Raw genomic sequence first — 23,423 nt, 5'->3', positions numbered from 1 at the left:
TCAGATCATTTCCAGCGGCCGCTTGCGGGTCGGCGGCGGGAAGGCTTCGTCGAGCAGGCGCAGGTCTTCCGAGGTGAGGCGGATTTCCGAGGCGCGGAAATTGTCGCGCACGCGTTCGGGCGAACCCGACTTTGGGATGGCGATGACGCCGGCCTTGGTGAGCAGGAAGGCGAGCGCCACCTGGGCGGAGCCGACATTGTGGATGCGGCCGATCTCTTCCAGCACGGGATGGCCGAGCAGACGGCCCTCATCGAGCGGCGAATAGGCCATGAGAGGGATGCCCTGTACCTGGCTCCAGCGCAAGAGATCGAATTCGATGCCGCGGCGGGCGAGATTGTAGAGGATCTGGTTGGCGGATGGACGAAGCGGCTCGGCGTCTTCCAGCAGCTCCTTCATGTCGGAGACGTCGAAGTTCGAGACGCCCCAGGCGCCGATCTTGCCCTGCGCTTTCAGCGTCTCGAAGGCCTCCACCGTCTCGGAGAAAGGATGGCGGCCGCGCCAGTGCAGGAGGTAGAGCTCGATATGGTCGGTGCCGAGACGTTTCAGGCTGGCTTCACACGCGGCGATCGTGCCGGCGCGGCTGGCATTGTAGGGCAGGACCTTGCTGACGAGGAACACCTCGTCGCGCCGCGCCTTGATGGCCTCGCCAACGACTTCCTCCGCACCGCCATCGGCATACATTTCCGCCGTGTCGATGACGGTCATGCCGAGATCGAGGCCGGCACGCAGGCTTGCGGCCTCCTCTTCGGGCGATGCTTCGCCTTCGCCCATATGCCAGGTGCCGAGGCCGAGCGCTGGGACCTGTCGTCCGCCGGGAAGGGTGACTGCCGGTAGTTCCGCTTTCATGCTGCACTCCAAGAGAGACGCCATACATCAGCAATCCGAATTGTATGTATGACAAGAATTGGCTGGTCGTAGCCAAGAGATGGACTATCAATCGGGAAAAACAATCCGGATCACAAGAGACTGCCATGCAGATCGAAATCTTTCTGGCGCTGTTGGTCTTCGCCTTCACGACATCCATCACGCCCGGCCCGAACAACATGATGCTGTTCGCCTCCGGCGTGAATTTCGGTTTCGTGCGCACGATCCCGCATATGTGCGGCATCGGTGTCGGCTTTCTCGTGCTGCTGCTGGCCGTCGGTTTCGGGCTCGGCGCGCTGCTGGAGGCCGTGCCGCTGATCTATACGGCGCTGAAATTCGCCGGCGGCGCCTATCTCGTCTGGATCGCCTGGAAGATCGGCACCTCGCGCTCGCTCGGCGAGGGCAAGACCGGCGCGCGGCCGATGAGCTTTCTCGAAGCCGCAGCCTTCCAGTGGGTCAATCCGAAGGCCTGGGTCATGGCCGTCTCCGCCATGGCGACCTATACCAACTCGGCCAATTACACGATGAGTGTGCTGATCGTCGGCATCGCCTTCGCCATCGTCAATTTCCCGAGCGTTTCGACATGGGCCGGCTTCGGTTCTGCGCTGCGCGAGTGGCTGTCCGTGCCGGTCCGGCTGAAATGGTTCAACATCACCATGGCGCTGCTGCTCGTCGCCAGCCTCTGGCCGATGCTGCGCTAGGGGCGTATGAAGAGGTGAAGTTGGAGGGACTGCCGTGTCGCATGACCATGATCACGACGACCATCACCACCACGACAACCATTTCTCGCCGATGGAAGCGCGTGTTCGTGCGCTGGAAACCATCCTGACGGAGAAGGGCCTGATCGATCCCAAGGCGATCGACGTCATCGTTGAGACCTATGAGACGAAGATCGGCCCGCGCAATGGCGCCCGCGTGGTGGCCAAGGCCTGGGCGGAGCCGGATTTCGCCGATTGGCTGAAGCGGGATGCGACGGCGGCAATCGCCAGTCTTGGTTATACCGGCCGGCAGGGCGAGCATATGCGGGCGGTGTTTAACGATGGCGAGACGCACAACCTCGTCGTCTGCACACTGTGCTCCTGTTATCCCTGGTCCGTGCTGGGGCTGCCACCGGTCTGGTACAAGGCGCCGCCCTATCGCTCACGCGCCGTCATCGATCCGCGCGGCGTGCTTTCGGAATTCGGCGTGACCTTGCCGGAGGATCAAAAAATCCGTGTCTGGGATTCGACGGCCGAGCTGCGCTATCTCGTCGTGCCGCAGCGCCCCGAGGGCACCGAGGGGCTGGACCAGGAGGCACTTGCCGATCTCGTGACGCGCGACGCCATGATTGGTACCGGGTTGGCGCTGATGCCGAAGGCGCGGCCATGAACGGCCCGCACGATCTTGGCGGCCAGCATGGCCTCGGTCCGGTCGCGCCGGAGCTGAACGAACCGTATTTTCATGGCGACTGGGAAAAGCGCGCTCTGGGCGTGACGCTGTCCTGCGGCGCCTTCGGCGCCTGGACGATCGACGAAAGCCGGCATGCCCGCGAAAACATCCCGCCCGCCACCTATCTCTCGGCGAGTTACTACGAAATCTGGATCCGCGCGCTTGAAACATTGCTGCAGCGCCATGGCTTCGTCAGCGGCGAAGAGCTGGCCGAGGGGCGGATGCTGGAAAAGGGTGCCGCGCCGAAGCGTGTCCTGAAGGCCGATATGGTGCCGGCGGTGCTCGCTAAGGGCGGTCCCTGCGACCGGCCGGTGGAGGCCGCACCGCGTTTTTCTGCCGGCGCACACGTGCGCACCCGCAATTTCAACCCGACGACCCACACGCGCCTGCCGCGTTATGCCCGCGACAAGGTGGGCGTGGTCGAGACCGTGCAGGGTTCCTTCGTGTTTCCCGACGACAATGCTCATGGCAAGGGCGAGAGCCCGCAATGGGTCTATACCGTCGTGTTCGACGGCGGCGAGATCTGGGGCGAGGGCGCGGCGCCCGGCCTGACCGTCTCCATCGACGCCTGGGAGAGCTACCTTGAGCCGGTGTGAGACGCTTGCCGACACGCCCGGCCTGCCGAAATCCGCCGAGGGCGACCCGGTCTTCGCCGAGCCCTGGCAGGCGCAGGCCTTTGCGATGACGGTGCGGCTGCACGAGCAGGGCGTGTTTTCCTGGGCCGAATGGGCCGAGGCGCTGTCGCGTGAAGTGCATCAGCCCGGCCGTGCCGTCGATGGTGCCGACTATTTCGATTGCTGGGTGACGGCTCTCTCGTCGCTGCTCTCCGAGCGCGGCGTGGCGAGCGAAGCGGAACAAACAGCGCTTTCCGATCGCTGGGCGCGTGCCGCCGAAGCGACGCCGCATGGCAAACCTATTCTTCTGGGGAATGCTGGCTAGATCCGGTCCGCCACGAAGCGGGCAAGCCATGGACCGATGAAGGTCACGAGGATCAGGCGCGCCGTCTGCAAGGTCATGACGAAGGCGATGTCGACATTGGCGGAGGCGGCGATGACGGCGACCGAATCGAGGCTGCCGGGGCTGGTGGCGAGATAGGCCGTCAGCGGATCGACGTCGAGCAGGACGACGAGCGCTGCCGCAAGCAGACCCGAGAAACAGAGCAGCGCGACGATGGACAGCACCGTTGGCAGCAGGGCGCGGCGCGCATGCAGGAGGATGGCGCGTGTGAAGCCGAGGCCGATATTCCAGCCGAGCAGCGCAAATGCGATGACCAGCAGCCATTGCGGCAGGATGATTGTCACGGTGCCGGAGGTGTTGAGCACCGAGGCGAGAGCGAAGGGCAGGAGAAAGGCGCCGGCCGGGATGCGCAGTTTCTGCGCCGCGAGGCCGGCGAGAATGCCGATGAGCAGCATGGCGACCAGCGGAAGCAGGGGCACCGCCTCGAACCAGGCATGCGGCGGTGCGGCCGCACCTTCATGGCCGGCAAAATGCGCGACAAGGGTGGCCAGGCTCGCGACGAACAGCACGCGCAGATATTGCATGAAGGCGACGAGGCGCATGTCGGCGCCATAGGCTTCCGCCATCATCAGCATGGAGGAGGCGGCGCCCGCCGAAGATCCCCAGATCGCGGTTGTTCCGGGCAGGACGCCGGTACGCGCGATCATCCAGCCGCTGAAGGCGCTGACCGCGATCACGGAAAAGACGACCGCGAGGATGAGCAGCCAGTTGTTTAGGAAGGTGGCGACAAAATCCTGCGACACCGTGCCGGCGATCATCAGCGCCAGAACGACCTGCACGATGAAGAAGCAGGGGCGCGGCAGGCGGATCGTGCCGCCGGCAAGCGCCACGACGATCCCGGCAAGCATGGGGCCGATCATCAGCGCCGCCGGAAAGCCGGTCATGGAGAGAGGCGTGGTCGCTACCAGCGACAGGCCGGCAACGCAGGCCCATTGCAGGACGGCCGGCAGGCGTCCAAGGCCGGTGGGCGAGGGTAAGGTTTCGTCTGGGGTCGGGGAGGCGGGGGACACATCATCGCTCCGTGGATCGCGTTTTCCATACAGCGGCGACGTCGTGGCGAACAGGGCCAAAACAGGGGGTAGGGGGATTGTGCGGCCGGTGAACGGGGCTTCGCCCCTTGCTTCGCGGACGCGAATCCTGCCAAGTCCGGGCATGGAATTCGCACCCCAACAGGATGAAGCGCTCAAGGCCGTCGCAAAGTGGCTGAAGGATGGGCGCGAACCGCTTTTCCGGCTGTTCGGCTATGCCGGAACGGGCAAGACGACGCTGGCACGGCATTTCGCCGAAAATGTCGATGGCGAGGTACTCTTTGCCGCCTTCACCGGCAAGGCCGCGCAGGTGCTGCGCTCCAAGGGCGCAAGCAATGCCAAGACGATCCATTCGCTGATCTATCGCCCGCGCGGCGAGGAAGAGGTGTCGGACGAAGAGACGGGCAAGACCTCGATTGCGCCGATGTTCTCGATCAATCGCCAGAGCCCGGTCGCTAAAGCGGCCCTCGTGGTGGTCGACGAATGCTCGATGGTCGACGAGGCACTTGGTCGTGACCTCATGAGCTTCGGCACGCCGATCCTCGTGCTCGGCGATCCCGGCCAGCTGCCGCCCGTCACCGGCGGCGGCTACTTCACGAACCAGGAGCCGGATTACCTGCTGACGGACATCCACCGGCAGGCGCGCGACAACCCGATCATCCGCCTCGCCATGCAGGTGCGCGAAGGCAATGACATCGGTTATGGCGACTATGGTGCTGCCCGTGTCATCGGCCGCAACGAGGTGGATCAGTCCCTGGTACTCGAGGCTGATCAGGTGCTCGTCGGCACCAACCGCACGCGCCGGCGCTACAACCAGCGCCTTCGCGAGCTGAAGGGTTTTACGACCGACTATCCGCAGTCCGGCGACAAGCTGGTGTGCCTGCGCAACGACCCGGCCAAGGGCCTGCTCAACGGCTCGCTCTGGCAGGTGATGAGTTCGTCAAAGGAAACGGTGAAACCCGGCATCAACCTGATGATCCGGCCCGAAGACGACGACATGGATCGAGGCGCGGCCAAGATCAAGCTGTTGAAGGCGGCCTTCGAGAATCTCGAGGAAGAGATCCCGTGGTCGACGCGCAAGCGTTATGACGAATTCGATTTCGGCTATGCGCTGACCGTGCACAAGGCGCAGGGTTCGCAGTGGAACGATGTCGTGCTGTTCGACGAGAGTTTTGCATTCCGCGACACGCGTGAACGCTGGCTTTACACTGCCATTACGCGCGCCGCGGAAACGCTCACCGTCGTACGATAGTTGGGACCCGCACGACGAACCGCCTTTCAGGAGGCGGAGACGAGAGGCCGGTCATCATGTCCGGCCGCTTGACGCCAGCCTTAATGGCCGACGATCCCGAGCATGACCGCCTTGGCGACGGCCTGAAAACGGTTGTTGCTGTTGAACTTGGCGATGATGTTCTTTTCCATCACCTGCACTTCGCCGGGCTCGACTTCGAGTGCGCGCGCAATTCGGCTCGTCGGATATCCCTCGGCCATCAGGGCGAGGCAGCGCAACTCCGCCGATGTCAGATTGGCCTGCGGCGTGTTGTCGTTGGTCTCCGATTCCAGCGCACCCGTGAAATCGAGCAATTCGTTGATCTGCTGCATCTGGCGACGGATCGTCGATTGCTGGGCGGCAAGCTCGCGCTTGCGCGCCGTCATTGCAGTACGGAAGATCGTGTCAGCCTCGTCCTGGCTTTCTGCGGACGAAAGACGCTCCAGCAGTTCCTGGATGACCGCGACGGGCATGCCCGTCTCGCGGCATGTATTGACCACCGCCATCTGCTGGATTTCGTCAGGTCCGTATACACGCATCGGGCCGACGCGGGCTGCGGTCAGCAGACCCTTTTCCTCGTAGAAATGCAGCGTACGATGCGTCACGCCGAACGCGTTCGCCATATCGGCGATCGCCAGGCGTCCAGCCGGCAGATTCTCCGGAAGTGGGGCCACAGGCAGGTATCGGATGGATTTACGCGCGCCGGAGCGGGCGTCGGTGGATGCTTTCTTCGACTCGTTCGTCATCATGAAAGCAGTCCGCAAAAAAGAAGATCGGTCATGTCCTTACCCCCGGTCGCCGACGCGATCCCCCGTTGTGGAACGAGGTATCGAGACGACGCAAAACGCCCCTTTGTCGATTGCCGCTCCGCCAGCCTGTCCGCCGATGAAGCCGCACGCGATCGTCAGAGTTGGAGATCCATCTCGAAAAAGATTGTGCTGGGATCCCGAACCCTGGAGCGGCACAGAATACCAATCCGCCCAGGTTCATAAAATAAACCCTGGGGCCGAGCGTGCCTATCGTTATATCTAGGGATGTATTTCCTGGGCGACCTTCTCGCTTTGCGAAAGGGCGGGCCGGGCTATCGCGTCAGGGTGGCGCCGGATTCCTCGACGAAGGCCGCCTCGGCGAGAGCCGCGCCCGGCGTTATGGTGCAGGCGGTCGGCTGGCCGAAATGCGGCGTGCCACGGGGCGTCGTCTGGCTGCTGTGGAACAGGCACTGCATCACGCTGCTTGCCGTGCCCATGCGTATGGCGTGACGGTAAAGCGGTCCACTGGCTGAAAGGGTTCGGGCGGTGAAGGCGACGGCTTCATAGGCTATGCCGGCCTCGCTCTTCAGCTGATCGCGTGAAAAATGCCGTGCATAGATCGTGGCACCCGACTGATCGTGGATCAATCGTGCATAGACGCCAAGCCCGTCCGTCCGGTTTTCCACGCGGATGGAATAGGATAGCGGTGGCGGTGCGCCGGTTTGGCGCGCATCGGCAAGACGCACCGTGCGATAATATTCTGCGGAACTGGAGACGGCACGAGCAAGGGCGTTGCATTCGCCGCTCTGCGGCCAGCATTGCAGGATGCTCAGTTGCGGCAGAACTTCGACCATGCTGCCGATCCGGTTGTGTGCCGAGAGTGCAACTTGCACCTTCGCAATCGCCGCGCTGGTTGCATCCGGGTAGATGGACGGCGCAAGGAAAAGCAGCGGCAACAACGAGAAGAGCGCCAGCGGAGAGGAAACGGGCCTGGGCAGCCAGGAGCGTTTCGGTGGCGGCGTGCGCTGCAACGCGGATCGGTTTGCCGTCGTCTCGTTCTCCAGCAGCACATGTGTGACGCTATATTCTGGAACGTAGCTGCCGAGCGGCACACGAATGCGCAGCCGTTCAGTCGCGCCTTCCGTATCGTAATACTGTTCGAGAAGCTTGCGCAGCTTGCCGGCCTGCACGCGTACAAGCGGGTCGTTCCCGGCATCGAAACCCGGCGAGCGGCCGAACACGTCTACGCCGATGCTGTAGCCCTTCAGCTGGGCCGCCTTGCCGGCAAGTTCGCTCTCGACAATGTAGGACAGGAAAGAGCGCAAACGTTCGGAGCGGGCAAAGGTATCGCTTGCAACGACGGCATGAAGTGCACGTCGTACGAGATCGCACGCCGGCCTGTCGGTCCCGCTCATGGTGTCGCCACGGAGGAGGCCATCGTCGCTACCTGAGTTCCTTCCCGGTTCCTGATCAAGGCGGCCCAATGGCACAGCCTTCAAAGCTGGCGGAGTTTAGCGGTGATTCTTGATCAGGAGCAAGAGGCGACGGAGCATGGTTGCGGCAAATGTGCGCCGCGGCGCGGCCGACAGGTGTTTGCGGGCGATTGCCCTTGTGGAAACAACGCGCTAGACCTTGCGTGATGCAATAGGAGTCCGCGTCGTCATGCCTGCGAAACTGTCGGTCAATCTCAACGCAATCGCCATGCTGCGCAACCGCCGGGACTTGCCCTGGCCGAGCGTCATCGCGCTCGGCCGGATCGCGCTGGAAGCGGGCGCCAGCGGGCTCACGGTGCATCCGAGGCCGGATCAGCGCCATGTGCGTTTCAGCGATCTGGCACCCATCCGCAGCCTCATCGACAGCGAGTTTTCCAGTACGGAATTCAACATCGAAGGCTTTCCGGAAGAAAGTTTCATGCGGCTCGTGGAGGAGCACCGCCCGGAGCAGGTAACGCTGGTGCCGGACGATCCGGCCCAGGCGACCTCGGACCACGGCTGGGATTTCCGCAAGAGCCACAACCTGCTCGGCAACATTGTCGGCCGCCTGAAGAAGCTCGGCCTGCGCGTCTCTGTCTTCGCCGATGGCGAGCCGGATCGTGAGGCGCTGACGATTGCGAGGGAGCTCGGAGCCGACAGGATCGAGCTTTATACCGGTCCCTATGGCGGCTGCTACGACGATCCGGCGAAAGCTGTGCATATGGTCGAATTGCTGGGTGAGACGGCGGATATCGCCTTCGAACTCGGCCTGGGCGTCAATGCCGGCCATGACCTGACGGTGGCCAACCTGCCGGCCCTTGTCGCCCGCATTCCGCGTCTTGCGGAGGTTTCCATCGGCCACGGCCTGACGGCCGATGCGCTGGAATATGGCATGGCGGAAACGGTACGCCGCTTCTGCCGCGCCTGCGGCCAGGACATCTGAGGGGCTGTGCGGCGCTCTTTTGGAGCGCCGCTGCTTTCTCCATCAGCCGAGGAAAGCTGCCTTGCTGGCGGCGACGAAATCCTCGAATGCGGTTGGCTTGCGGCCCGACAGGGCTTCCGCGTCGCCAGTGACGGCTGCGATCTTGCCTTCGCGCGTGTTGGCGTCGAAGGAGACGATTGTCGGGATGAAGCCTTCCGGCAGGCCGGCGGCCTTGAGGCCTTCGGCGAGTTGCGCGTCCGTGACATGCACGACATTCAGCGGCTTGCCGGTGGCGGCGGAGACAATTGCGGCGATTTCCTCGGCCGTGCGGGCCTTGGTGCCGGTCAACGTGTAGGTGTTGCTCTCGCCGCCGGCTTTCAACGCGGCGCCGGCAAGGGCGGCGGCCGTGTCGGCACGCGTGATATGGGCAATCTTGCCGTCGCCGGTCGAGGTATACCAGGAACCGGTCTGCAGCGCGTGCGGCAGCGACATGAACAGGTTCTCCGCATACCAGCCGTCGCGCAGGATCGTGTAGGGAATGCCGGTCGCCTTGATGGCGTCTTCGGTGCCGAGATGGTCGGGGGCGAAGGTGACGAGCGAATCGTCCGGCTGCGGCATGGACGTATAGAGAATGTGCTTGGCGCCGGCCTTCTTGGCGGCGGAGACGGCGGCCTTGTGCTGGGAAAGACGCTTGCCGGCTTCGCCGAGCGCGTCGGTGGAGATGATCAGCACCTTGCCGGCACCTGCGAAGGCGGCGTCGAGCGATGCCGGGTCATCGAAGTCGGCGGCGCGTACGGTAACGCCCTTGGCCGCGTAGTCGGAAAGCTTCGCGACATCGCGGGTTGCCGCAATGATGCTGGCGGGTGCGATCTTGCCGGAAGCGAGAAGGTTGTCGATGACGAGGCGGCCAAGCTGGCCGGAGGCGCCGGTGACGAGAATCGTATCGGTCATGTCTTTGCCTTTCTGGGCAGGGCTATCGGCCGGGGCGGGGAGGTGCCGTCAAACCCGTGGAAGTCGGTCTCTTATTGAGACTTGCTCTTATCTGGTAATCTGATAGAGCCTGTAAAGAAGGCAGTTTTTTCTGCGATGGTTACCTGGAGGGAACCGACTATGAACAAGGTCGTCGGAAGCGCCGATGGCGAGCGCGTCATCCTCATCGACGGCGTGCCCATGTCGATGGACGATTGTCCCGTGCGCGATGTGCTGGACAGCGTCGGCGGCAAATGGACCTCGCTGATGATCCTCGGCCTTGCCGACGGTCCCCGTCGTTTCTCGCAATTGCGCCGTTTCATTCCCGATATTTCCCAGCGCATGCTGACGCAGACGCTGCGCGACCTCCAGCGTGACGGCTATCTCACGCGCACCGTCTATCCCACACAGCCGCCGAGCGTGGAATACAAGCTGACGCCGCTTGGTCATTCCTTCCTTGCGCTTCTGCGGTCGCTGGTGCAGTGGTCATCGGAAAACCACACCGCGATCCGGGCCGCGCGGGCGGCCTTTGATGCGGAGCAGGCATAACGCGGCGCAGCGGGGACGGCATGAGGTCACTGGATATCGGTATTGCCGGGGCGGGGCCTGCGGGGCTGGCCGCGGCACTGTTCCTGTCGCGCGCCGGTCATCGGGTCGAGCTCATCGAGCGGTTCGAGCGCCCGTCACCCGTCGGCTCCGGCCTGCTGATGCAGCCGACGGGGCTCACCGTGCTCGATGCCCTCGGCCTTTCTCCCGCCATTCACGCGCTTGGAAACCGGATTGACCGTCTTCACGGTGCGGATGCCCTGAGCGGCAGGACCGTGCTCGACGTACGCTACGATGCGCTTGCGGGCGGGCGTTACGGGCTTGCGGTTCATCGTGCCGCGCTGTTTTCGACGCTGCATGATGCGGTGGCTGCCGCCGGCCTGCCGATCCGCACCGGCATCACCGTGGCGAAGGCGGAAACACGACAGACCCGCACGGCGCTGCACGATCCCGATGGCGAGATCGTCGGTGACTACGATCTGGTGATCGATGCGACGGGTGCGCGCTCGCAGCTCGTCGCCGCCTCCGTCGTCGCGCCGCCGGTGAAGGAATTGCCCTGGGGGGCTTTCTGGGCGACGCTGGATTGCGAAGGCGTCCCGCATGACTCTACGGCACTGACTCAACGGTATGACGCAGCGAGAGTCATGATCGGCGTGTTGCCGGTCGGCCGTGCGCATGCCGGCGACGGGCGGAAGGTCGCCTTCTTCTGGAGCCTCAAGACGGCGGATGCCGATGCGGTGAAGCAGGCCGGCCTCGAGCGCTGGAAGGCGGGCATCGCCGGTTACTGGCCGGAGGCGGTACCCTTCCTCGACCAGGTCACGGACTGGGACCAGCTGACGCTCGCCCGCTATGCTCATCGCACGGCATTGCCGCCCTATGCCGACGGCATCGTCTTCATCGGCGACAGCGCCCATTCGACCAGCCCGCAGCTCGGACAGGGCGCCAACATGGCGCTGCTGGACGCTGCGGCGCTGGCGCACGCCTTGTCATCGGCGGCGACGCTCGACGAGGGGCTGGCAGCCTATGCCGCCGCGCGGCGCAACCATGTGCGCCTGTTCCAGCTGCTTTCCTACGTCTTCACGCCGTTCTACCAGTCGGATTCGCGCGCGATCGCCTGGCTGCGCGACCGGCTCGTCGCAACGGTCGCGAAAATCCCGCCGGCGCCGCAAATTCTGGCCGCCATCGTATCCGGCACGCTTGCCGACCCGTTTGCCCGGGCAGGCCTCGAGGAATGCCGCTGGCTGGAGAGCGTGCTTCAGGAGGCCTGACCGGGGGGATTCCAACCGTCGAGGTCGAGCGCCCAGGTCTGGCCGACGAGATCCTTGCCGAAGCTGTGATGTGCTTCCTCTTTTTCGAGCACGAAGCCGGCCGCCTGATAGATACGACGGGCGGCGATCAGGATGTCGTTTGTCCAGAGCTCCAGCCGTTGGTAACCGGCGCTTTGCGCAAAGCGGATGCATTCGGTCACCAGCCGCGTGCCAAGCCCCTGACCGCGCGCGGCATCGGCGACATGCAGCAGGCGCAGCTTCGCCGTCGTTGCGCTGCCCTTGACCAGAAAGATGCTGCCGACGAACTGGCCATCCAGTTCGGCGATCCAGCAACGCTCCCGCGCGGGATCGAAATGGCGCAGGAACTGCGCGCAGATTTCGGCGACGAGCGCTTCGTATTCGGTGTTCCAGCCGTAGGTTTCGGCGTAGCTTTGGGCCTGGCTCGCGATCACGCGGCCCATGTCTCCGGGGCGGTGGTTTCGGATGAGCGCCTTGCCGGCGGCGGGGGCACCCGAGAGCAGGGTCGTCGCGCGACGCAACGCGGTCGTCAGGTCCAGCCGTTCGGTTTCCCCGAGCGGCTCGACCAGGTCCGCTATGCTCTTGCGCGACCGTTTGGCGAGATCAGCGGCGAGGGCGCACCCCTTCTCGGACAGGCTCAGCAGTCGCCCGCGGCCATCCGCCGGGTCTTTTCGCGCCTCGACGAAACCCTTGCCGATGAAGGTCTTCAGGAGGCGGCTGAGATAGGCTGGATCGAGTGAAAGCTCCTCGGTGAGTTGCGAGGCGGATGTGGTGCCGCGTGCGGCGAGTTCATAGATAACGCGGGCTTCCGTCAGCGTGTAGGGCGTGTCGAGAAAGGCGCGGTCGAGCACGCCGATCCGGTTTGTGTAGAAGCGGTTGAAGGCCCGGATCGTTTCAATCGGGTCTGTCGTGGCTTCGGTAGAGGCATGCGCAGTCATGGTGATCTCCTTTGGTCACCATGTTTGCTATTTATTTGACTGAGTCAAGTAATTTAGGCTGCCATGCTCGCGGGGAGCGAACCGAGGGCGAAGTCCACCGCGGCCCGGGCGTGGATGGCGGTGGAATCGAAGCCTGGCAGCGCCAGCGCATCGGGATCGAGCAGCAGGCAGATTTCCGTGCAGCCGAGGATGACGCTGTCGGCGCCTTCGGCGCGGGCGGTTTCGATCAAGGCGAGCACACGGTCGCGCGACGAATCCAGCACCTTGCCCTGGCACAGCTCGTTGAAGATGACGTCGTGCATCAGCGTGCGGCCGGCTTCATCGGGCACCATGACGTCGAGGCCGGCAGCCTTCATGCGCTTCGCATAAAAGTCGTGCTCCATCGTGTAGCGTGTGGCGAGCAACAGCGGTCGGCGCGAGCTTTTGGCGAGAATCTCGCGGGCGGTCTCGTCGATGATGTTGAGCAGTGTCGCCTTGGTCGCGGCCTGCACAGCATCGGCGACGAGGTGCATGGTGTTGGTGCAGATCAGCACGCAGTCGGCGCCAGCCTTTTCAAGGCCCGCGGCAACCGCACCGAGCCGTGCGCCGGCGGCATCCCAGCGGCCGGTCTTCTGAAGCTCGACGATGGACTGGAAGTCCACGGAATGCACCAGCACCTCGGCCGAATGCAGGCCGCCAAGTCGTTCGCGCACCGCCTCGTTGATCATCCGGTAATAGACCGCCGTGCTCTCGAAGCTCATGCCGCCGATAAGGCCGATCGTTTTCATGGTGGTTTCCTCCGCTCTGTCTGGATGGCGCAGAGAATGCCGCGTGATCGGCGGCGATTGTTCGCAAAGTTCGCGCTCATTTTGAGAAAGCTCGGGAAATTTTCTTGCATGAAATTTGAATGGCGCTCAATGTTTGCGCGAATGAAGCGAGTTATGGAGAATTCCAGCGTGTTGGATGAACGAGACCGGAAATTGCTGGCGCTGTTGCAGGAGGATGCGGGCGTGCCCGTTTCCGTGCTGGCGGAGAAGGTGAGCCTGTCGCTCTCGGCCTGTGCGCGGCGTATCCAGCGGCTGGAGGAGAGCGGCCATATCGCGGGCCGGGTTGTGCTGCTCGATCGTGACAAAATGGGCGTGCCGACGACGGTTTTTGCCCTCATTAAGACGGCGCACCACAGCGACGACTGGATCGAGCTGTTCTCGAAGGCGATCGCCGACATTCCTGAAGTCGTCGAGGCACATCGGCTGACCGGCAACTACGACTATATCCTGAAGATCGTGCTGCCGCGTGTCGAGCACTATGACGTGGTCTACAAGCGCATCGTGCGCCGGGTCGAGCTTTTCGACGTGTCGGCGTCCATTTCGATGGAGGTGCTGAAAAGCGGAATGCGGCTTCCTGTCGAGCATGCCTGACGGCGCGCATAAAAAAGGCCGGTCGAAACCGGCCTTTTCCATTTTATGTCTCGAAGGATCAGGCTGCGACGAGCTGATCAGCCGACATCTTGCCGGACTTGCGGTCGCGGATCAGCTCGAAGCTGACCTTCTGACCTTCGTTGAGGCCTGCGAGGCCTGCGCGCTGTACGGCGGAGATGTGGACGAAAACGTCCGGTTCACCGCTGTCCTGCTGAATGAAGCCGTAGCCCTTGGTCGTGTTGAACCACTTTACGGTACCAGTTGCCATGACGAAACCTTTCCTAGCCGTCAAATCAATCTTAGGCCGCCCGTCGGGCGGCTTTGGGTGGTCGAATTTGAAGGGGAAGTTCGTGAAGCTGCAGGCTGGAAACCCGCAAATGCGACGTCAACGTTCAAATCTCGATGCGGGAGAAATAATTGCTTCGACGCAGCCGGTCAAGACGCGCCTGCCTGCTCCCGTTCATTCTGGTGCGGAAAGTGCCTCATCGTTCGCGCATTGCGAGATCGGCAGCTGGCGGAAGGCGTAAATCGCCAGAATCCGGCCCTCGTCCTCGTCCGTATCGACCTTCAGACAGGCGCAGGCATAACCATAGTTGCCGTTGGTGCGCACATAGTCACCCTCGGAAATATCGGGGATCCGGTCCATGCCGTCAGGTTCGGTGCCGCCGCCCTGGCTCATCATCGTCCACGTGCCGTCGGCATCGTCCAGCCACCAGTTGCCCGGCGTCGGGTTCTGCAGCCAGCCGCAGCGGCTCTCGGCGGCTTGGGCGATATCGGGCAGGGCAGCCAAAGCGAGAAGTACGGCAAGAAGCGTCTTTTTCATCGGGCAGCCCTTGTCAGTCGATTTTCTTGCAATGGAAGGTATCGCCGCTTGCCTCGGATGCCCAGTCCATTTCGGTGCCGGTGAAATTGGCCAGACCGATGCGGTAGTCGTCGGCAAAGGTCAGCGTATAGGCACCGCCATCCTTCTCGCTCTTGAGAATTGGCATCGGGCCTTCGCCCGAATCATAGCTGTCGGCGGTGAACGTGAAGGTCGCGACCTCGCAATCCCACGTGCCGACATAGGGCGGCTCGTCGGTTGCGGCGGCGGAAAGGGTCGAGGCGAGCAGGGCGACGGCGGCGAGACGAAGCATGGCGCGGGTTCCGAAACAGGAGGGTGGATACTCCCGTAACGGGCGAGCGGCGCAAATTATTCTCGCGCGGGCTGCCGGCACAAAAAGCCCCGCAGAAGCGGGGCTTTTCGGGCTCAGGCGGGGCGACGCTTATCGACGCGGTTATGGTCGAGGAAGGCGGCGATGGCGGCTTCGCCGCACAGCCGGCGCTGTTCGACGAGTGCGGATGCAAGGCGCGCGGCATCGCCGAAGGTGGCGATTTCCGTTTCCGGTGCTGACGGATTGCGGGCGAGGCTATCGGCAACGATATCTGCCATGGTGCGCGGCAGGAGGTCGGTGCAGTCCAGCATGCTGTCGAACACGGCGCCAATGGGGACGATCTTGTCTTCGAAGATCACCATCGGTTCGGCGCGTTCGTCTTCCCAGGCATCGAAGGCCTCAAGAGCGTCACCAAACAGTTGCTGAAGCGTGATGGGAGCATGTCCTTCGTGAAGGTCTGGCAGGAAATTCAACATTTTCTGTCTCCTTGGCGTAAGGGCGTTTCGCTTGTTACTCCAGTACTCTGATCCTGGGGATGAGGCTTGCCGATGCACGACGCAAATCGGCCTGCTGCACCGCAGGTCTCACAAATCTTAACAAGGGGAAACGGATTGGGAAGCGAAATATTTTGTTCGCCACCCGTCCGTTGTTGCTTCGCATTGGAGTTCTGTTTCAAAACAGCGACATAGGCGGAAGAAATTTTTGAGCGCCTTTGTGCGTTGCAATGCTCGCTTGGGTCGGCGCGCCAAAATATCAAGGCGCCGGATTGCGGTTTTTTCAGTCGCGGCAAGAAGGGCGTTGACCAGAAGATCATACATCGCTAGAAGATGCGAACCGTACCGTACGGTACGCAAAATGACGGGTGGAAATCTTGCAGATCGCAGAGCAGGCAAAGACGGGCGCAGCCGCCGCGGGACTGACGGAACGTCAGGGCGCGGTGCTGGAGCGTGCGCTCGGCCTGCTGGTGGAAGGTGGCGAGCGGGCCTTGACCACGGCGGGCGTTGCGCGCGCCGCGAACTGTTCGAAGGAAAGTCTCTATAAGTGGTTCGGCGATCGCGACGGGCTCATCTCGGCGATGATCACCTATCAGGCCGGCAAGGTTCGCACCGTTGAGGTCGATGCGCGTGCGCTGACGGCGGAAAGCCTGCGCAAGCATCTCGTCGCCTTCGCGGGCGATCTCATCGATGTTCTCTCGGGCGATGTGTCGCTGGCGCTGAACCGTCTTGCCATCGGCCAGGCGAGCCGCGAGGGCGCCGGTCTCGGTCGCCTGTTGCAGGAGCGGGGGCGCCGGCAGATCGGCAAGCGCGCCGCAGCGCTGCTGGAAGCCGGCCGCAAGGCGAAGCTGCTTGCATTCGACACCGCCGACGCGGCATACGGCACGCTCTACGGCCTCGTCGTCTCCGACATGCATCTGCGCATGTTGCTGGGCGAGGACGCGAGTGCACTCAAAAAGGAATTCTCGCCACGCGCGGAGAAGGCGGTCGACGCCTTCCTGACGCTTCACGGCGCGAAAGGGTAAGGCCGGCAGGAAAACCGCCGGTTCACGTTAAACAGACAGCAAGGGAAGGAACCATCGATGCGCGTCTATTACGATCGTGATGCCGATCTCAACCTCATCAAGGCGAAGAACGTCGCCATCGTCGGCTACGGCTCGCAGGGCCGTGCTCACGCCCTCAACCTCAAGGATTCCGGCGCCAAGGGCGTCGTGATTGCGCTCAAGGCCGGTTCGCCGACGATCAAGAAGGCCGAAGCCGATGGCTTCAAGGTCATGACGGTTGCCGAAGCCGCCAAGTGGGCCGACCTCCTGATGATGGCGACCCCGGACGAACTCCAGGCCGACATCTACAAGGCTGAAATCGCCGGCAACATCCGTGACGGCGCAGCTATCGCCTTCGCCCACGGCCTCAACGTTCATTTTGGCCTTATCGAGCCGAAGTCGTCGGTCGACGTCGTCATGATCGCGCCGAAGGGCCCGGGCCACACGGTTCGCGGCGAATACCAGAAAGGCGGCGGCGTTCCCTGCCTCGTTGCCGTTCACCAGAACGCTTCGGGCAACGCCCTTGATCTCGCGCTCTCCTACGCCTGCGGCGTTGGCGGCGGTCGTTCGGGCATCATCGAAACCAACTTCAAGGAAGAGTGCGAAACCGACCTCTTCGGCGAACAGGTCGTTCTGTGCGGCGGTCTCGTCGAGCTGATCCGCGCCGGTTTCGAAACGCTGGTCGAAGCCGGTTACGCTCCGGAAATGGCCTATTTCGAGTGCCTGCACGAAGTGAAGCTGATCGTCGACCTGATCTATGAAGGCGGCATCGCCAACATGAACTACTCGATCTCCAACACGGCCGAGTGGGGCGAATACGTCACGGGCCCGCGCATCATCACCGCCGACACGAAGGCTGAGATGAAGCGCGTCCTCAACGACATCCAGACCGGCAAGTTCACCTCCGAGTGGATGCAGGAATGGAAGGCCGGCGGCGCACGCTTCAAGGGCATCCGTCGCAACAACGACTCGCACCAGATCGAAGAAGTCGGTGCAAAGCTGCGCGGCATGATGCCGTGGATCGGCAAGAACAAGCTGGTCGACAAGGCCGTCAACTAATCGTCCCGCGCGAAAGCGCAGACGAAGGGCCGGGCGGTATCCGCCCGGCTTTCTATTTCAGTCAAGCTGAAATAATGCAGCGCATCCTCTGACTTATTGCGGCGCAGCAAGTAATAATCTTGCGTGAATGCCGAAACGGGAACAAAATACGCAAGTGTTTCGTTCAGCCGTCAGGAGGATGGTGCGATGACCACGATTATCCAATACTTCGCCTGGTTCGACCTTTTTATCCTGGGCAGTATAGCCATGCTGGTGCTGCTCAGCCTTTACAGCGACCGCGCCACCTGAGCGCTTACGCAGTCTGAAAGGGTTGCCGGAGCAGCCACGGTCCGGACAGTCTTTCTCTGTGCGTAGTCTTGTTGGTGCACCTTTTTCGGCGTGCGAATATTTAGGTCAGCATTATTGACATAAATACGGCGCCGTGATGAGGTGCGTTCAAACAACAAGCCCGAGGAAACCCCTATGTTCAAATGGGAACAGGCCTTCGCGACCCGCGCGTCGCGGATGAAGGCATCCGAAATCCGTGAACTCCTGAAACTGCTGGAACGGCCCGATATCATCTCGTTTGCTGGCGGTATTCCGGATCCGGCGCTGTTTCCCAAGGAAGCCTTCTCCGCCGCCTATACGGATGTGCTGGCGGGCGAGGGCGCGGCCGCAGGCCTGCAATATTCCGTCAGCGAGGGCTACAAGCCTTTGCGCGAATGGCTCGCCGGTGAAATGGGCAAGCTCGACATTCCCTGTACGGCCGAAAACGTCTTCATAGTTTCCGGTTCGCAGCAGGGCCTCGATTATCTCGGCAAACTGTTCCTGTCGCCGAAGGACACCGCGCTCGTCACCTGGCCGACCTATCTCGGCGCGCTGCAGGCCTTCAATGCCTACGAGCCGACCTATGACCGCCTGAGCCTGACCGGCAACCGCACGCCGGACGCCTATCGCGCCACGGCGGAAGAGGCCGGTGGCCGCGTCAAGTTCGCTTATCTCTCCGCCGACTTCGCGAATCCGACCGGCGAGACCGTCGACCGCGCCGGCCGCGAAAAGCTGCTGGCGCTCGCCGAAGAGCTGGATATCCCGGTCATCGAGGACGCGGCCTACCAGTCGCTGCGCTATGACGGTGAGGCCGTGCCGCCGATCCTGGCGCTGGAAATCGCCAAGACCGGCAATATCGATGCCGCCCGCACCATCTATTGCGGCAGCTTCTCCAAGACGCTGGCTCCGGGCCTGCGCGTCGGCTACATCGTCGCGGCTGCGCCCGTCATCCGCAAGCTCGTGCTGATGAAGCAGGCGGCGGACCTGCATTCCTCGACCATTAACCAGATGGCCATCGCCCATGTCGCCGAGCGCGGTTTCGACGCGCAGGTGGCAAAAATCAAGGCCGCCTACAGCGCACGCCGCGATGCCATGCTGGCGGCGCTTCAGAAATATATGCCGGAAGGCGTTTCCTGGACGAAGCCGGAAGGCGGTATGTTCGTCTGGGTCACGCTGCCGGCGGGCATGGACGGTGCCAAGCTGCTTGCCCGCTCCATTGAAACGGAAAAGGTCGCCTTCGTGCCCGGCCAGGCCTTCCACGCCGATGGTAGCGGCGCCAACACGCTGCGTCTCAGCTTCTCCTGCGCGGACGCCGCGACCATTGAGGAGGGTATTTCCCGCCTCGGCCGTCTGCTGAGCACGGAGCGGCTCGCCGCCTGACGGGGAAGACCCCTCCCTAAATCCCTCCCCACAAGGAGGAGGGACTTAACGTGCGGCATGCTCGGTGCAGAATCGCTCGCGAGGAGTTAGCTTCTAGCCTTTCTCCCCCCTTGTGGGGGAGATGCCGGCAGGCAGAGAGGGCCTTTCTTGCCTATTCCGCCAGCCACGCCAGCGCCGACTCGAACACCAAATCCGGCAGCACCTCGAATGTGTAAGGCGCATGCACGCGCTCCCACTTCTGGTGATAATCCCGCCCCCAAGGCCCGATATTGACAGTTGGGAAGGACAGCAAGCCGTCCGGTGCATCATCCGTGAAGGCCGCTGACGGCGTGTTGGCGGTGAGCAGGCCGGTGTCGCCGGCATCCGGCCGATGCCCGAAAAAGCTCATGTCGGAAATGCCGGCAAAGATCTGCTTGAACTTGATCGACGTGCCGTGCCGCTTGGCGGTGTCCTGCATGACAGTCTCCAGCCGGGCCTGTATCGAGCGTACGCCTTCGCCGGCGCGCTCCAGATGGACCAGCGGATAGTGCAGGCTGCCGAAGCCGATGATGATGGCGGGGCCTTCGATGCCGGCTTCCATCGCTGCCGCCGCCACGATCTCGCGGCTGACCTTCAGAGGGTCGGTGCCGCCAGACAATGATCGGTCCAGCGCGGCGAGACGGTCGAGTGCATCGCCGCCACGCGCCTTCAGCCGTTCCAGAAGCTCCGCATAGGTCAGAACGGTGCCTTCGGTCTTCGTTGCCGGCCGGCCACGATAGCGCGCCTTATGGGCGTCCTGCGCTTCCAGCGCGGCGTTCAGCGCGCCGGTCACGATTGTCCGGAATTCGCCGAGAATTTCGGCGGGGCTGCGGCGGTGGGTCAGCCAGTTGAAGGAGAGCCAGACACGATCCGGCGTCGTGACGTCATAGCCGTCCCGGATATCGCGCGCTTCCAGGCAGACCGGCGGTGGAGAACGCTCGCCAAAGGCCTCGTCGCTCAATTCCGGCACGGTATCCATGGCGCGCACGATTTCCGCACTGATGCGATGGGCGCTGGTGCCGTTGAACGGATAGCCGGCATGGGTGGGGCGGCCGATGACGAAGGCGAAGGGCGCGAATTTGCCGATCGAGCCGAGATAGACCGCGCGGCCTTCCTCGCCGTCGCGCTCGCAGCTCGATGCATCCAGATTGATGCCGCCGACGATATCGAGGTCGAAGCGGCGGGCGATCTCCGGAAGGGCATTGCGCAAACTGCGCATGCCACGCGAGCGATTCTCTTCGTCGGGCGTCGCGACGAAGAGGATGTTACCCTCAGGCGCCTCCAGCCCGGCAAAACGCTCCAGCGCGGCGATGCCAGCGGCAAGGCCGCTTTTCATGTCGAGTAGGCCGCGCCCAGCAATGAAATCGCCACTCTCGAAATCCTTGAGCGCCTTCGTCTCCGCGCCGTTCAGCGGGCGGCTGCGCAACTCCTGGAGCAGGGCGTTCGTCAGCGGTTCCGGATCGCAGGCGAGCGGCGCCAATGTGCCGTAATTGGCAATGGATACGGTATCGAAATGCCCCGCCAGAACCACCGCGCGCCGGCCGCGGCCGCGCACCAGCGCCACGACATTCTGCGTCATCGGTTCGCCATGGCTATCCACGGTAAAGATCTGGTCGGGATGGCTCTTGAAATAGGGTGTTTCGGCCAGATTCGCTCGCAGACTTTCCGAAAAGGCCGCTTCATCCGGCGAGCCGGTGACACTCGGCCAGCGGGTCATCAGCAGCGAAAGATTTTTGGCGCGGGCGGCGGCGGTGTGGATGGCATTTTCAGTCGTCATGAAGGGCGCCTGTCGAAAGCGGTTGCATTGAGACGAACGCTATCCAAGGATGGCGACAAGCGAAACGGCAATCTTTTGAAAAAATTGCACCTTAAATTGCCGTTTCGCCACTCAGATCTGGCGTTATGACAACGGATATTATGGACACGATCGACCGCAAACTTCTCGCCCTCCTGCGCAAAGACGGCCGTGCCTCGCTTTCGGCGCTCGCCGCTGAGCTCAACGTCTCGCGCGGCACGGTGCAGAACCGTATCGACCGGTTGACGCGTGACGGTGTCATTTCAGGGTTCACCGTGCGGGTGACGGAGGCGGACGATCCCCATGCGGTGCGCGCCATCACGATGATCGAGATCACCGGCCAGAAGACACTCGCCGCTGTGAAAGCGCTGCGCGGTATCCCAGAAGTACGCGCCTTGCACACGACGAACGGTGCCTGGGACCTGGTCGCCGAGTTGCATGCGGAAAATCTCGTGGAGTTCGAGCGCGTGCTGCGCGGCATCCGCGCCATGGACGGCGTGTCGAAATCCGAGACCAGCCTGCTGCTGACCACGCTTTGACAGGCGTTATGGCATCACCACATCGATTTCCTCACCGGTCGAGGAATAGGTGACGCGCCCGCCTTTCCAGCCGTCCTGCCCCTCGAGGCGGATTTCCAGCGTGACCTTGCCATCGGGCGAGGGCACCATGAAGCTGCCGTCCGGCGACATCAGCTGGCCGATGGAGAAGGTGTAGCGGCTGAGCGACATGTCCGAGCCGACCTTCAGCCGCGTGAAGGTGCGGGCTGTCAACTCATTGAGCTTTTCCGCCGAGAAAAAGGCAAGGTCGTCCATGCGGAACAGTCGCTCTGGATGGAACTCCGCATCCCAGGGCATCATCATGCTGGAGGCTGTGATCCCCCGGTCGTTGGCATTGTATTCGCGCATCTTGCCGGGTGTATCCGGCACTTCGGCCAGAATCCGCATGGAATCGTTGGACACGCTGAGTTCGGCGAACCGTGCATTCTTGCCGAATTGCTCGTTCACCACGGCAAACACGTCGCGCGTCGTCGTGGCGTCGAGCCAGTTGCGGTTGGGCTGGCGCGCATCGGGCAGGTCGGTCGCCCGCACGGTGCCGTCAGCGGTCAGATCGACGGTGCCGCTGTTGGTGAACAGTGCCAGCTCACCCGATTGTGTCCAGTCGGTGAAATGCACCGTCCAGCGCGGCTCCGGCTTGCCGGGGCCGTCGGAAAACAGCCGCAGCATCATGTAGTTCAGCGTCGATTTGTCGTTGCCCCAGGCTTTCTTGGCGGCGTCGCGCACCTGGCTCAGTTTGGAAAGGTCGATCTCGCCAAGCGACAGCGCCGGCTCCTGTTCGGTGCCGGGGAACATCGGGGAAGAGATCGGTGAGCGCATGACGCCGGAAATGTCCCAGGAGTAGCCGACCGTAGCTCCCTTGGTGGTGGGATGGTCGGCCTTCACCTGCACGGATTTCGGATAGACGGTGAGATCGCGGATGATGGGCTGGCCGCCGATGACGCCGGTCAGGCTTTCGATGGCCGCTTCTTTCGGCCAGTCGTCATCATTGATGAAATTCATGTTGCGGGCGCGCGCGGTGTTGGAGAGATCGCCGCCGATGATCGTGCCGCCGGCATCCGCATAGACCGTGGCGCTCTCTCGCGGTGAGGTGACATAGATCGACCAGCGGATATCGCCATAGGAGGGCGAGGCAAGCAGGAAGACGCGTTTGGTGATCTCGATGGACTGTACGCTGGCTTCGCCTTCGAGCTTGGCATAGGCGATGGCGTTTCTGGCGACCGTATCCACCTTGTCCAGTGCTACCATATCCAGCGTGAAGAGGCCGCTTGCCAGATTATCGACCATGGAGGGCGCCTGGCGTGCGGAGGGGCCGCTCACCACTTCGGCGCTGAAGAAGAGTAACCGCGTGCCCTGCCGCACCCGCCATTCATCGACAGCCGTGGCGCCCGCGCCCTGGACGAGCATGGTCACATCCTTGTCGGTGATGCGCAGCGTGTGCACCTGCGGGGCCTTGCCGAGCGATTCGGCGACGCGCCCGGCGGCACGTTCGGCTTCTCCCGGCGCGGTGATGTAGCTTTCTGCGGCCTGGGCGGGCAGGCCGGCAAGGACGAAAAGCGCCAGCCAGACCATCAGGACCACGCGCCAAATGCTGGATACGATCCCCATGTGCGATTCCTCCGCCCGTCACCGGAATGCTTATCATCCGTAGAGGGGGACGGCGTGGCAAGCCGGTTTATTCCGGGGCGGTGCCTGCCGGGCAAAAGAGGCTTTCCATTGCCGGTCAGCCGGTTACAC

At 63.0% G+C, this 23,423-nt stretch carries 26 protein-coding genes; 13 read left to right on the top strand and 13 right to left on the bottom strand.

Translation table 11 applies throughout. The features are described from left to right. Complete coding sequence (locus MUU55_RS03245) at nucleotides 1–846, bottom strand: aldo/keto reductase (RefSeq protein WP_244759317.1); 846 nt, start codon at nucleotides 844–846, stop codon at nucleotides 1–3. Between the two features lie 125 nt (nucleotides 847–971). On the opposite strand from MUU55_RS03245, the gene MUU55_RS03240 reads away from it, so the two are divergent. The 4 genes from MUU55_RS03240 to MUU55_RS03225 all read left to right on the top strand — a co-directional run bounded on the left by MUU55_RS03240 (nucleotide 972) and on the right by MUU55_RS03225 (nucleotide 3,231). Further along, nucleotides 972–1,565 (top strand): LysE family translocator, encoded by a 594-nt coding sequence (locus tag MUU55_RS03240; RefSeq protein ID WP_244759316.1) that lies wholly within the window; start codon nucleotides 972–974, stop codon nucleotides 1,563–1,565. A gap of 91 nt (nucleotides 1,566–1,656) precedes the next feature. After that, complete coding sequence (gene nthA / locus MUU55_RS03235; RefSeq protein ID WP_244759857.1) at nucleotides 1,657–2,232, top strand: nitrile hydratase subunit alpha; 576 nt, start codon at nucleotides 1,657–1,659, stop codon at nucleotides 2,230–2,232. Continuing rightward, nucleotides 2,229–2,888, top strand: coding sequence for a nitrile hydratase subunit beta (gene nthB, locus MUU55_RS03230; protein ID WP_244759315.1), 660 nt, complete (start codon nucleotides 2,229–2,231; stop codon nucleotides 2,886–2,888). Before nthA ends, nthB begins: the two co-directional genes overlap by 4 nt. Next, complete coding sequence (locus MUU55_RS03225) at nucleotides 2,875–3,231, top strand: nitrile hydratase accessory protein (protein WP_244759314.1); 357 nt, start codon at nucleotides 2,875–2,877, stop codon at nucleotides 3,229–3,231. The genes nthB and MUU55_RS03225 overlap by 14 nt, the downstream gene beginning before the upstream one ends. Here the strand turns inward: MUU55_RS03225 and MUU55_RS03220 are convergent. Beyond that, the gene (locus MUU55_RS03220) at nucleotides 3,228–4,319 is read right to left on the bottom strand and encodes an AbrB family transcriptional regulator (RefSeq protein WP_244759313.1); all 1,092 of its coding nucleotides are present in this window, start codon (nucleotides 4,317–4,319) and stop codon (nucleotides 3,228–3,230) included. The two genes, MUU55_RS03225 and MUU55_RS03220, sit on opposite strands and share 4 nt — an antisense overlap. A gap of 142 nt (nucleotides 4,320–4,461) precedes the next feature. Between MUU55_RS03220 and MUU55_RS03215 the strand changes: the two genes are divergently transcribed. Continuing rightward, on the top strand, nucleotides 4,462–5,589 hold the full coding sequence (locus MUU55_RS03215; RefSeq protein WP_244759312.1) for an ATP-dependent DNA helicase: 1,128 nt from the start codon (nucleotides 4,462–4,464) through the stop codon (nucleotides 5,587–5,589). 80 nt (nucleotides 5,590–5,669) lie between these two features. Here the strand turns inward: MUU55_RS03215 and MUU55_RS03210 are convergent, their stop codons facing one another. Next, entirely contained in the window at nucleotides 5,670–6,353 is a 684-nt protein-coding gene (locus MUU55_RS03210) for a MerR family transcriptional regulator (protein WP_425314145.1), read from the bottom strand. 335 nt (nucleotides 6,354–6,688) lie between these two features. Continuing rightward, complete coding sequence (locus tag MUU55_RS03205; protein WP_244759310.1) at nucleotides 6,689–7,771, bottom strand: hypothetical protein; 1,083 nt, start codon at nucleotides 7,769–7,771, stop codon at nucleotides 6,689–6,691. A gap of 247 nt (nucleotides 7,772–8,018) precedes the next feature. On the opposite strand from MUU55_RS03205, the gene MUU55_RS03200 reads away from it, so the two are divergent. After that, nucleotides 8,019–8,771, top strand: a complete 753-nt coding sequence (locus MUU55_RS03200) for a pyridoxine 5'-phosphate synthase (protein WP_244759309.1) — start codon at nucleotides 8,019–8,021, stop codon at nucleotides 8,769–8,771. A gap of 42 nt (nucleotides 8,772–8,813) precedes the next feature. Here MUU55_RS03200 and MUU55_RS03195 read toward each other — a convergent pair whose 3' ends face one another. Next, nucleotides 8,814–9,701: an SDR family oxidoreductase gene (locus MUU55_RS03195; RefSeq protein WP_244759308.1), complete on the bottom strand. Its 888-nt coding sequence runs from the start codon at nucleotides 9,699–9,701 to the stop codon at nucleotides 8,814–8,816. Between the two features lie 159 nt (nucleotides 9,702–9,860). On the opposite strand from MUU55_RS03195, the gene MUU55_RS03190 reads away from it, so the two are divergent. Both MUU55_RS03190 and MUU55_RS03185 read left to right on the top strand, forming a co-directional pair. Continuing rightward, nucleotides 9,861–10,268 (top strand): winged helix-turn-helix transcriptional regulator, encoded by a 408-nt coding sequence (locus tag MUU55_RS03190; RefSeq protein WP_244759307.1) that lies wholly within the window; start codon nucleotides 9,861–9,863, stop codon nucleotides 10,266–10,268. A 20-nt stretch (nucleotides 10,269–10,288) separates the two neighbouring features. Next, a complete protein-coding gene (locus tag MUU55_RS03185) occupies nucleotides 10,289–11,533 on the top strand; it encodes an FAD-dependent oxidoreductase (RefSeq protein ID WP_244759306.1) in 1,245 nt (414 codons plus the stop codon). Here MUU55_RS03185 and MUU55_RS03180 read toward each other — a convergent pair. Beyond that, the gene (locus MUU55_RS03180; RefSeq protein ID WP_244759305.1) at nucleotides 11,521–12,489 is read right to left on the bottom strand and encodes a bifunctional helix-turn-helix transcriptional regulator/GNAT family N-acetyltransferase; all 969 of its coding nucleotides are present in this window, start codon (nucleotides 12,487–12,489) and stop codon (nucleotides 11,521–11,523) included. The two genes, MUU55_RS03185 and MUU55_RS03180, sit on opposite strands and share 13 nt — an antisense overlap. A gap of 53 nt (nucleotides 12,490–12,542) precedes the next feature. Further along, complete coding sequence (locus tag MUU55_RS03175) at nucleotides 12,543–13,256, bottom strand: aspartate/glutamate racemase family protein (RefSeq protein ID WP_244759304.1); 714 nt, start codon at nucleotides 13,254–13,256, stop codon at nucleotides 12,543–12,545. A gap of 168 nt (nucleotides 13,257–13,424) precedes the next feature. On the opposite strand from MUU55_RS03175, the gene MUU55_RS03170 reads away from it, so the two are divergent. Next, entirely contained in the window at nucleotides 13,425–13,886 is a 462-nt protein-coding gene (locus MUU55_RS03170; protein ID WP_244759303.1) for an Lrp/AsnC family transcriptional regulator, read from the top strand. A 58-nt stretch (nucleotides 13,887–13,944) separates the two neighbouring features. Here the strand turns inward: MUU55_RS03170 and MUU55_RS03165 are convergent, their stop codons facing one another. From MUU55_RS03165 to MUU55_RS03150, 4 genes are all read right to left on the bottom strand, one after another. Continuing rightward, nucleotides 13,945–14,154, bottom strand: a complete 210-nt coding sequence (locus MUU55_RS03165; RefSeq protein WP_244759302.1) for a cold-shock protein — start codon at nucleotides 14,152–14,154, stop codon at nucleotides 13,945–13,947. A gap of 192 nt (nucleotides 14,155–14,346) precedes the next feature. Beyond that, nucleotides 14,347–14,709 (bottom strand): DUF4087 domain-containing protein, encoded by a 363-nt coding sequence (locus MUU55_RS03160; RefSeq protein ID WP_244759301.1) that lies wholly within the window; start codon nucleotides 14,707–14,709, stop codon nucleotides 14,347–14,349. Nucleotides 14,710–14,722: 13 nt separating this feature from the next. Next, on the bottom strand, nucleotides 14,723–15,019 hold the full coding sequence (locus MUU55_RS03155; protein ID WP_244759300.1) for a hypothetical protein: 297 nt from the start codon (nucleotides 15,017–15,019) through the stop codon (nucleotides 14,723–14,725). A 113-nt stretch (nucleotides 15,020–15,132) separates the two neighbouring features. Then, nucleotides 15,133–15,513 carry a BRA0787 family protein gene (locus MUU55_RS03150; protein ID WP_244759299.1) on the bottom strand — a complete coding sequence of 127 codons (381 nt, stop codon included), beginning with the start codon at nucleotides 15,511–15,513 and terminating at the stop codon, nucleotides 15,133–15,135. 395 nt (nucleotides 15,514–15,908) lie between these two features. Between MUU55_RS03150 and MUU55_RS03145 the strand changes: the two genes are divergently transcribed. The 3 genes from MUU55_RS03145 to MUU55_RS03135 all read left to right on the top strand — a co-directional run bounded on the left by MUU55_RS03145 (nucleotide 15,909) and on the right by MUU55_RS03135 (nucleotide 19,319). Then, nucleotides 15,909–16,556 (top strand): TetR/AcrR family transcriptional regulator, encoded by a 648-nt coding sequence (locus MUU55_RS03145; protein ID WP_244759298.1) that lies wholly within the window; start codon nucleotides 15,909–15,911, stop codon nucleotides 16,554–16,556. A 57-nt stretch (nucleotides 16,557–16,613) separates the two neighbouring features. Further along, a complete protein-coding gene (ilvC, locus tag MUU55_RS03140) occupies nucleotides 16,614–17,633 on the top strand; it encodes a ketol-acid reductoisomerase (RefSeq protein ID WP_117366444.1) in 1,020 nt (339 codons plus the stop codon). A gap of 462 nt (nucleotides 17,634–18,095) precedes the next feature. Next, a complete protein-coding gene (locus MUU55_RS03135) occupies nucleotides 18,096–19,319 on the top strand; it encodes an aminotransferase-like domain-containing protein (RefSeq protein WP_244759297.1) in 1,224 nt (407 codons plus the stop codon). Nucleotides 19,320–19,470: 151 nt separating this feature from the next. Here MUU55_RS03135 and MUU55_RS03130 read toward each other — a convergent pair whose 3' ends face one another. Then, entirely contained in the window at nucleotides 19,471–21,114 is a 1,644-nt protein-coding gene (locus tag MUU55_RS03130) for a M20/M25/M40 family metallo-hydrolase (RefSeq protein ID WP_244759296.1), read from the bottom strand. A 125-nt stretch (nucleotides 21,115–21,239) separates the two neighbouring features. Here MUU55_RS03130 and MUU55_RS03125 point away from each other — a divergent pair, with 125 nt between their 5' ends. Next, nucleotides 21,240–21,671: an Lrp/AsnC family transcriptional regulator gene (locus tag MUU55_RS03125; protein ID WP_244759295.1), complete on the top strand. Its 432-nt coding sequence runs from the start codon at nucleotides 21,240–21,242 to the stop codon at nucleotides 21,669–21,671. A 6-nt stretch (nucleotides 21,672–21,677) separates the two neighbouring features. Here MUU55_RS03125 and MUU55_RS03120 read toward each other — a convergent pair whose 3' ends face one another. Beyond that, nucleotides 21,678–23,294: a hypothetical protein gene (locus MUU55_RS03120; protein ID WP_244759294.1), complete on the bottom strand. Its 1,617-nt coding sequence runs from the start codon at nucleotides 23,292–23,294 to the stop codon at nucleotides 21,678–21,680. Nucleotides 23,295–23,423: the final 129 nt, after the last annotated feature.

The sequence above is a fragment of the Shinella curvata genome (assembly GCF_022899935.1).
In the GTDB taxonomy this organism is placed as follows: domain Bacteria; phylum Pseudomonadota; class Alphaproteobacteria; order Rhizobiales; family Rhizobiaceae; genus Shinella; species Shinella curvata.
This window is presented reverse-complemented; position numbering and strand designations above follow the sequence as displayed.

Coding starts and splice junctions, on each gene's coding strand:
- MUU55_RS03205 (WP_244759310.1), bottom strand. CDS start 7,771: ATGAGCGGGACCGACAGGCCGGCGTGCGATCTCGTACGACGTGCACTT.
- MUU55_RS03155 (WP_244759300.1), bottom strand. CDS start 15,019: ATGCTTCGTCTCGCCGCCGTCGCCCTGCTCGCCTCGACCCTTTCCGCC.
- MUU55_RS03180 (WP_244759305.1), bottom strand. CDS start 12,489: ATGACTGCGCATGCCTCTACCGAAGCCACGACAGACCCGATTGAAACG.
- MUU55_RS03165 (WP_244759302.1), bottom strand. CDS start 14,154: ATGGCAACTGGTACCGTAAAGTGGTTCAACACGACCAAGGGCTACGGC.
- MUU55_RS03125 (WP_244759295.1), top strand. CDS start 21,240: ATGACAACGGATATTATGGACACGATCGACCGCAAACTTCTCGCCCTC.
- MUU55_RS03160 (WP_244759301.1), bottom strand. CDS start 14,709: ATGAAAAAGACGCTTCTTGCCGTACTTCTCGCTTTGGCTGCCCTGCCC.
- MUU55_RS03135 (WP_244759297.1), top strand. CDS start 18,096: ATGTTCAAATGGGAACAGGCCTTCGCGACCCGCGCGTCGCGGATGAAG.
- MUU55_RS03175 (WP_244759304.1), bottom strand. CDS start 13,256: ATGAAAACGATCGGCCTTATCGGCGGCATGAGCTTCGAGAGCACGGCG.
- MUU55_RS03210 (WP_425314145.1), bottom strand. CDS start 6,353: ATGACGAACGAGTCGAAGAAAGCATCCACCGACGCCCGCTCCGGCGCG.
- MUU55_RS03215 (WP_244759312.1), top strand. CDS start 4,462: ATGGAATTCGCACCCCAACAGGATGAAGCGCTCAAGGCCGTCGCAAAG.
- MUU55_RS03195 (WP_244759308.1), bottom strand. CDS start 9,701: ATGACCGATACGATTCTCGTCACCGGCGCCTCCGGCCAGCTTGGCCGC.
- MUU55_RS03150 (WP_244759299.1), bottom strand. CDS start 15,513: ATGTTGAATTTCCTGCCAGACCTTCACGAAGGACATGCTCCCATCACG.
- MUU55_RS03130 (WP_244759296.1), bottom strand. CDS start 21,114: ATGACGACTGAAAATGCCATCCACACCGCCGCCGCCCGCGCCAAAAAT.
- MUU55_RS03200 (WP_244759309.1), top strand. CDS start 8,019: ATGCCTGCGAAACTGTCGGTCAATCTCAACGCAATCGCCATGCTGCGC.
- nthA (WP_244759857.1), top strand. CDS start 1,657: ATGGAAGCGCGTGTTCGTGCGCTGGAAACCATCCTGACGGAGAAGGGC.
- MUU55_RS03245 (WP_244759317.1), bottom strand. CDS start 846: ATGAAAGCGGAACTACCGGCAGTCACCCTTCCCGGCGGACGACAGGTC.
- MUU55_RS03240 (WP_244759316.1), top strand. CDS start 972: ATGCAGATCGAAATCTTTCTGGCGCTGTTGGTCTTCGCCTTCACGACA.
- MUU55_RS03190 (WP_244759307.1), top strand. CDS start 9,861: ATGAACAAGGTCGTCGGAAGCGCCGATGGCGAGCGCGTCATCCTCATC.
- MUU55_RS03120 (WP_244759294.1), bottom strand. CDS start 23,294: ATGGGGATCGTATCCAGCATTTGGCGCGTGGTCCTGATGGTCTGGCTG.
- nthB (WP_244759315.1), top strand. CDS start 2,229: ATGAACGGCCCGCACGATCTTGGCGGCCAGCATGGCCTCGGTCCGGTC.
- ilvC (WP_117366444.1), top strand. CDS start 16,614: ATGCGCGTCTATTACGATCGTGATGCCGATCTCAACCTCATCAAGGCG.
- MUU55_RS03185 (WP_244759306.1), top strand. CDS start 10,289: ATGAGGTCACTGGATATCGGTATTGCCGGGGCGGGGCCTGCGGGGCTG.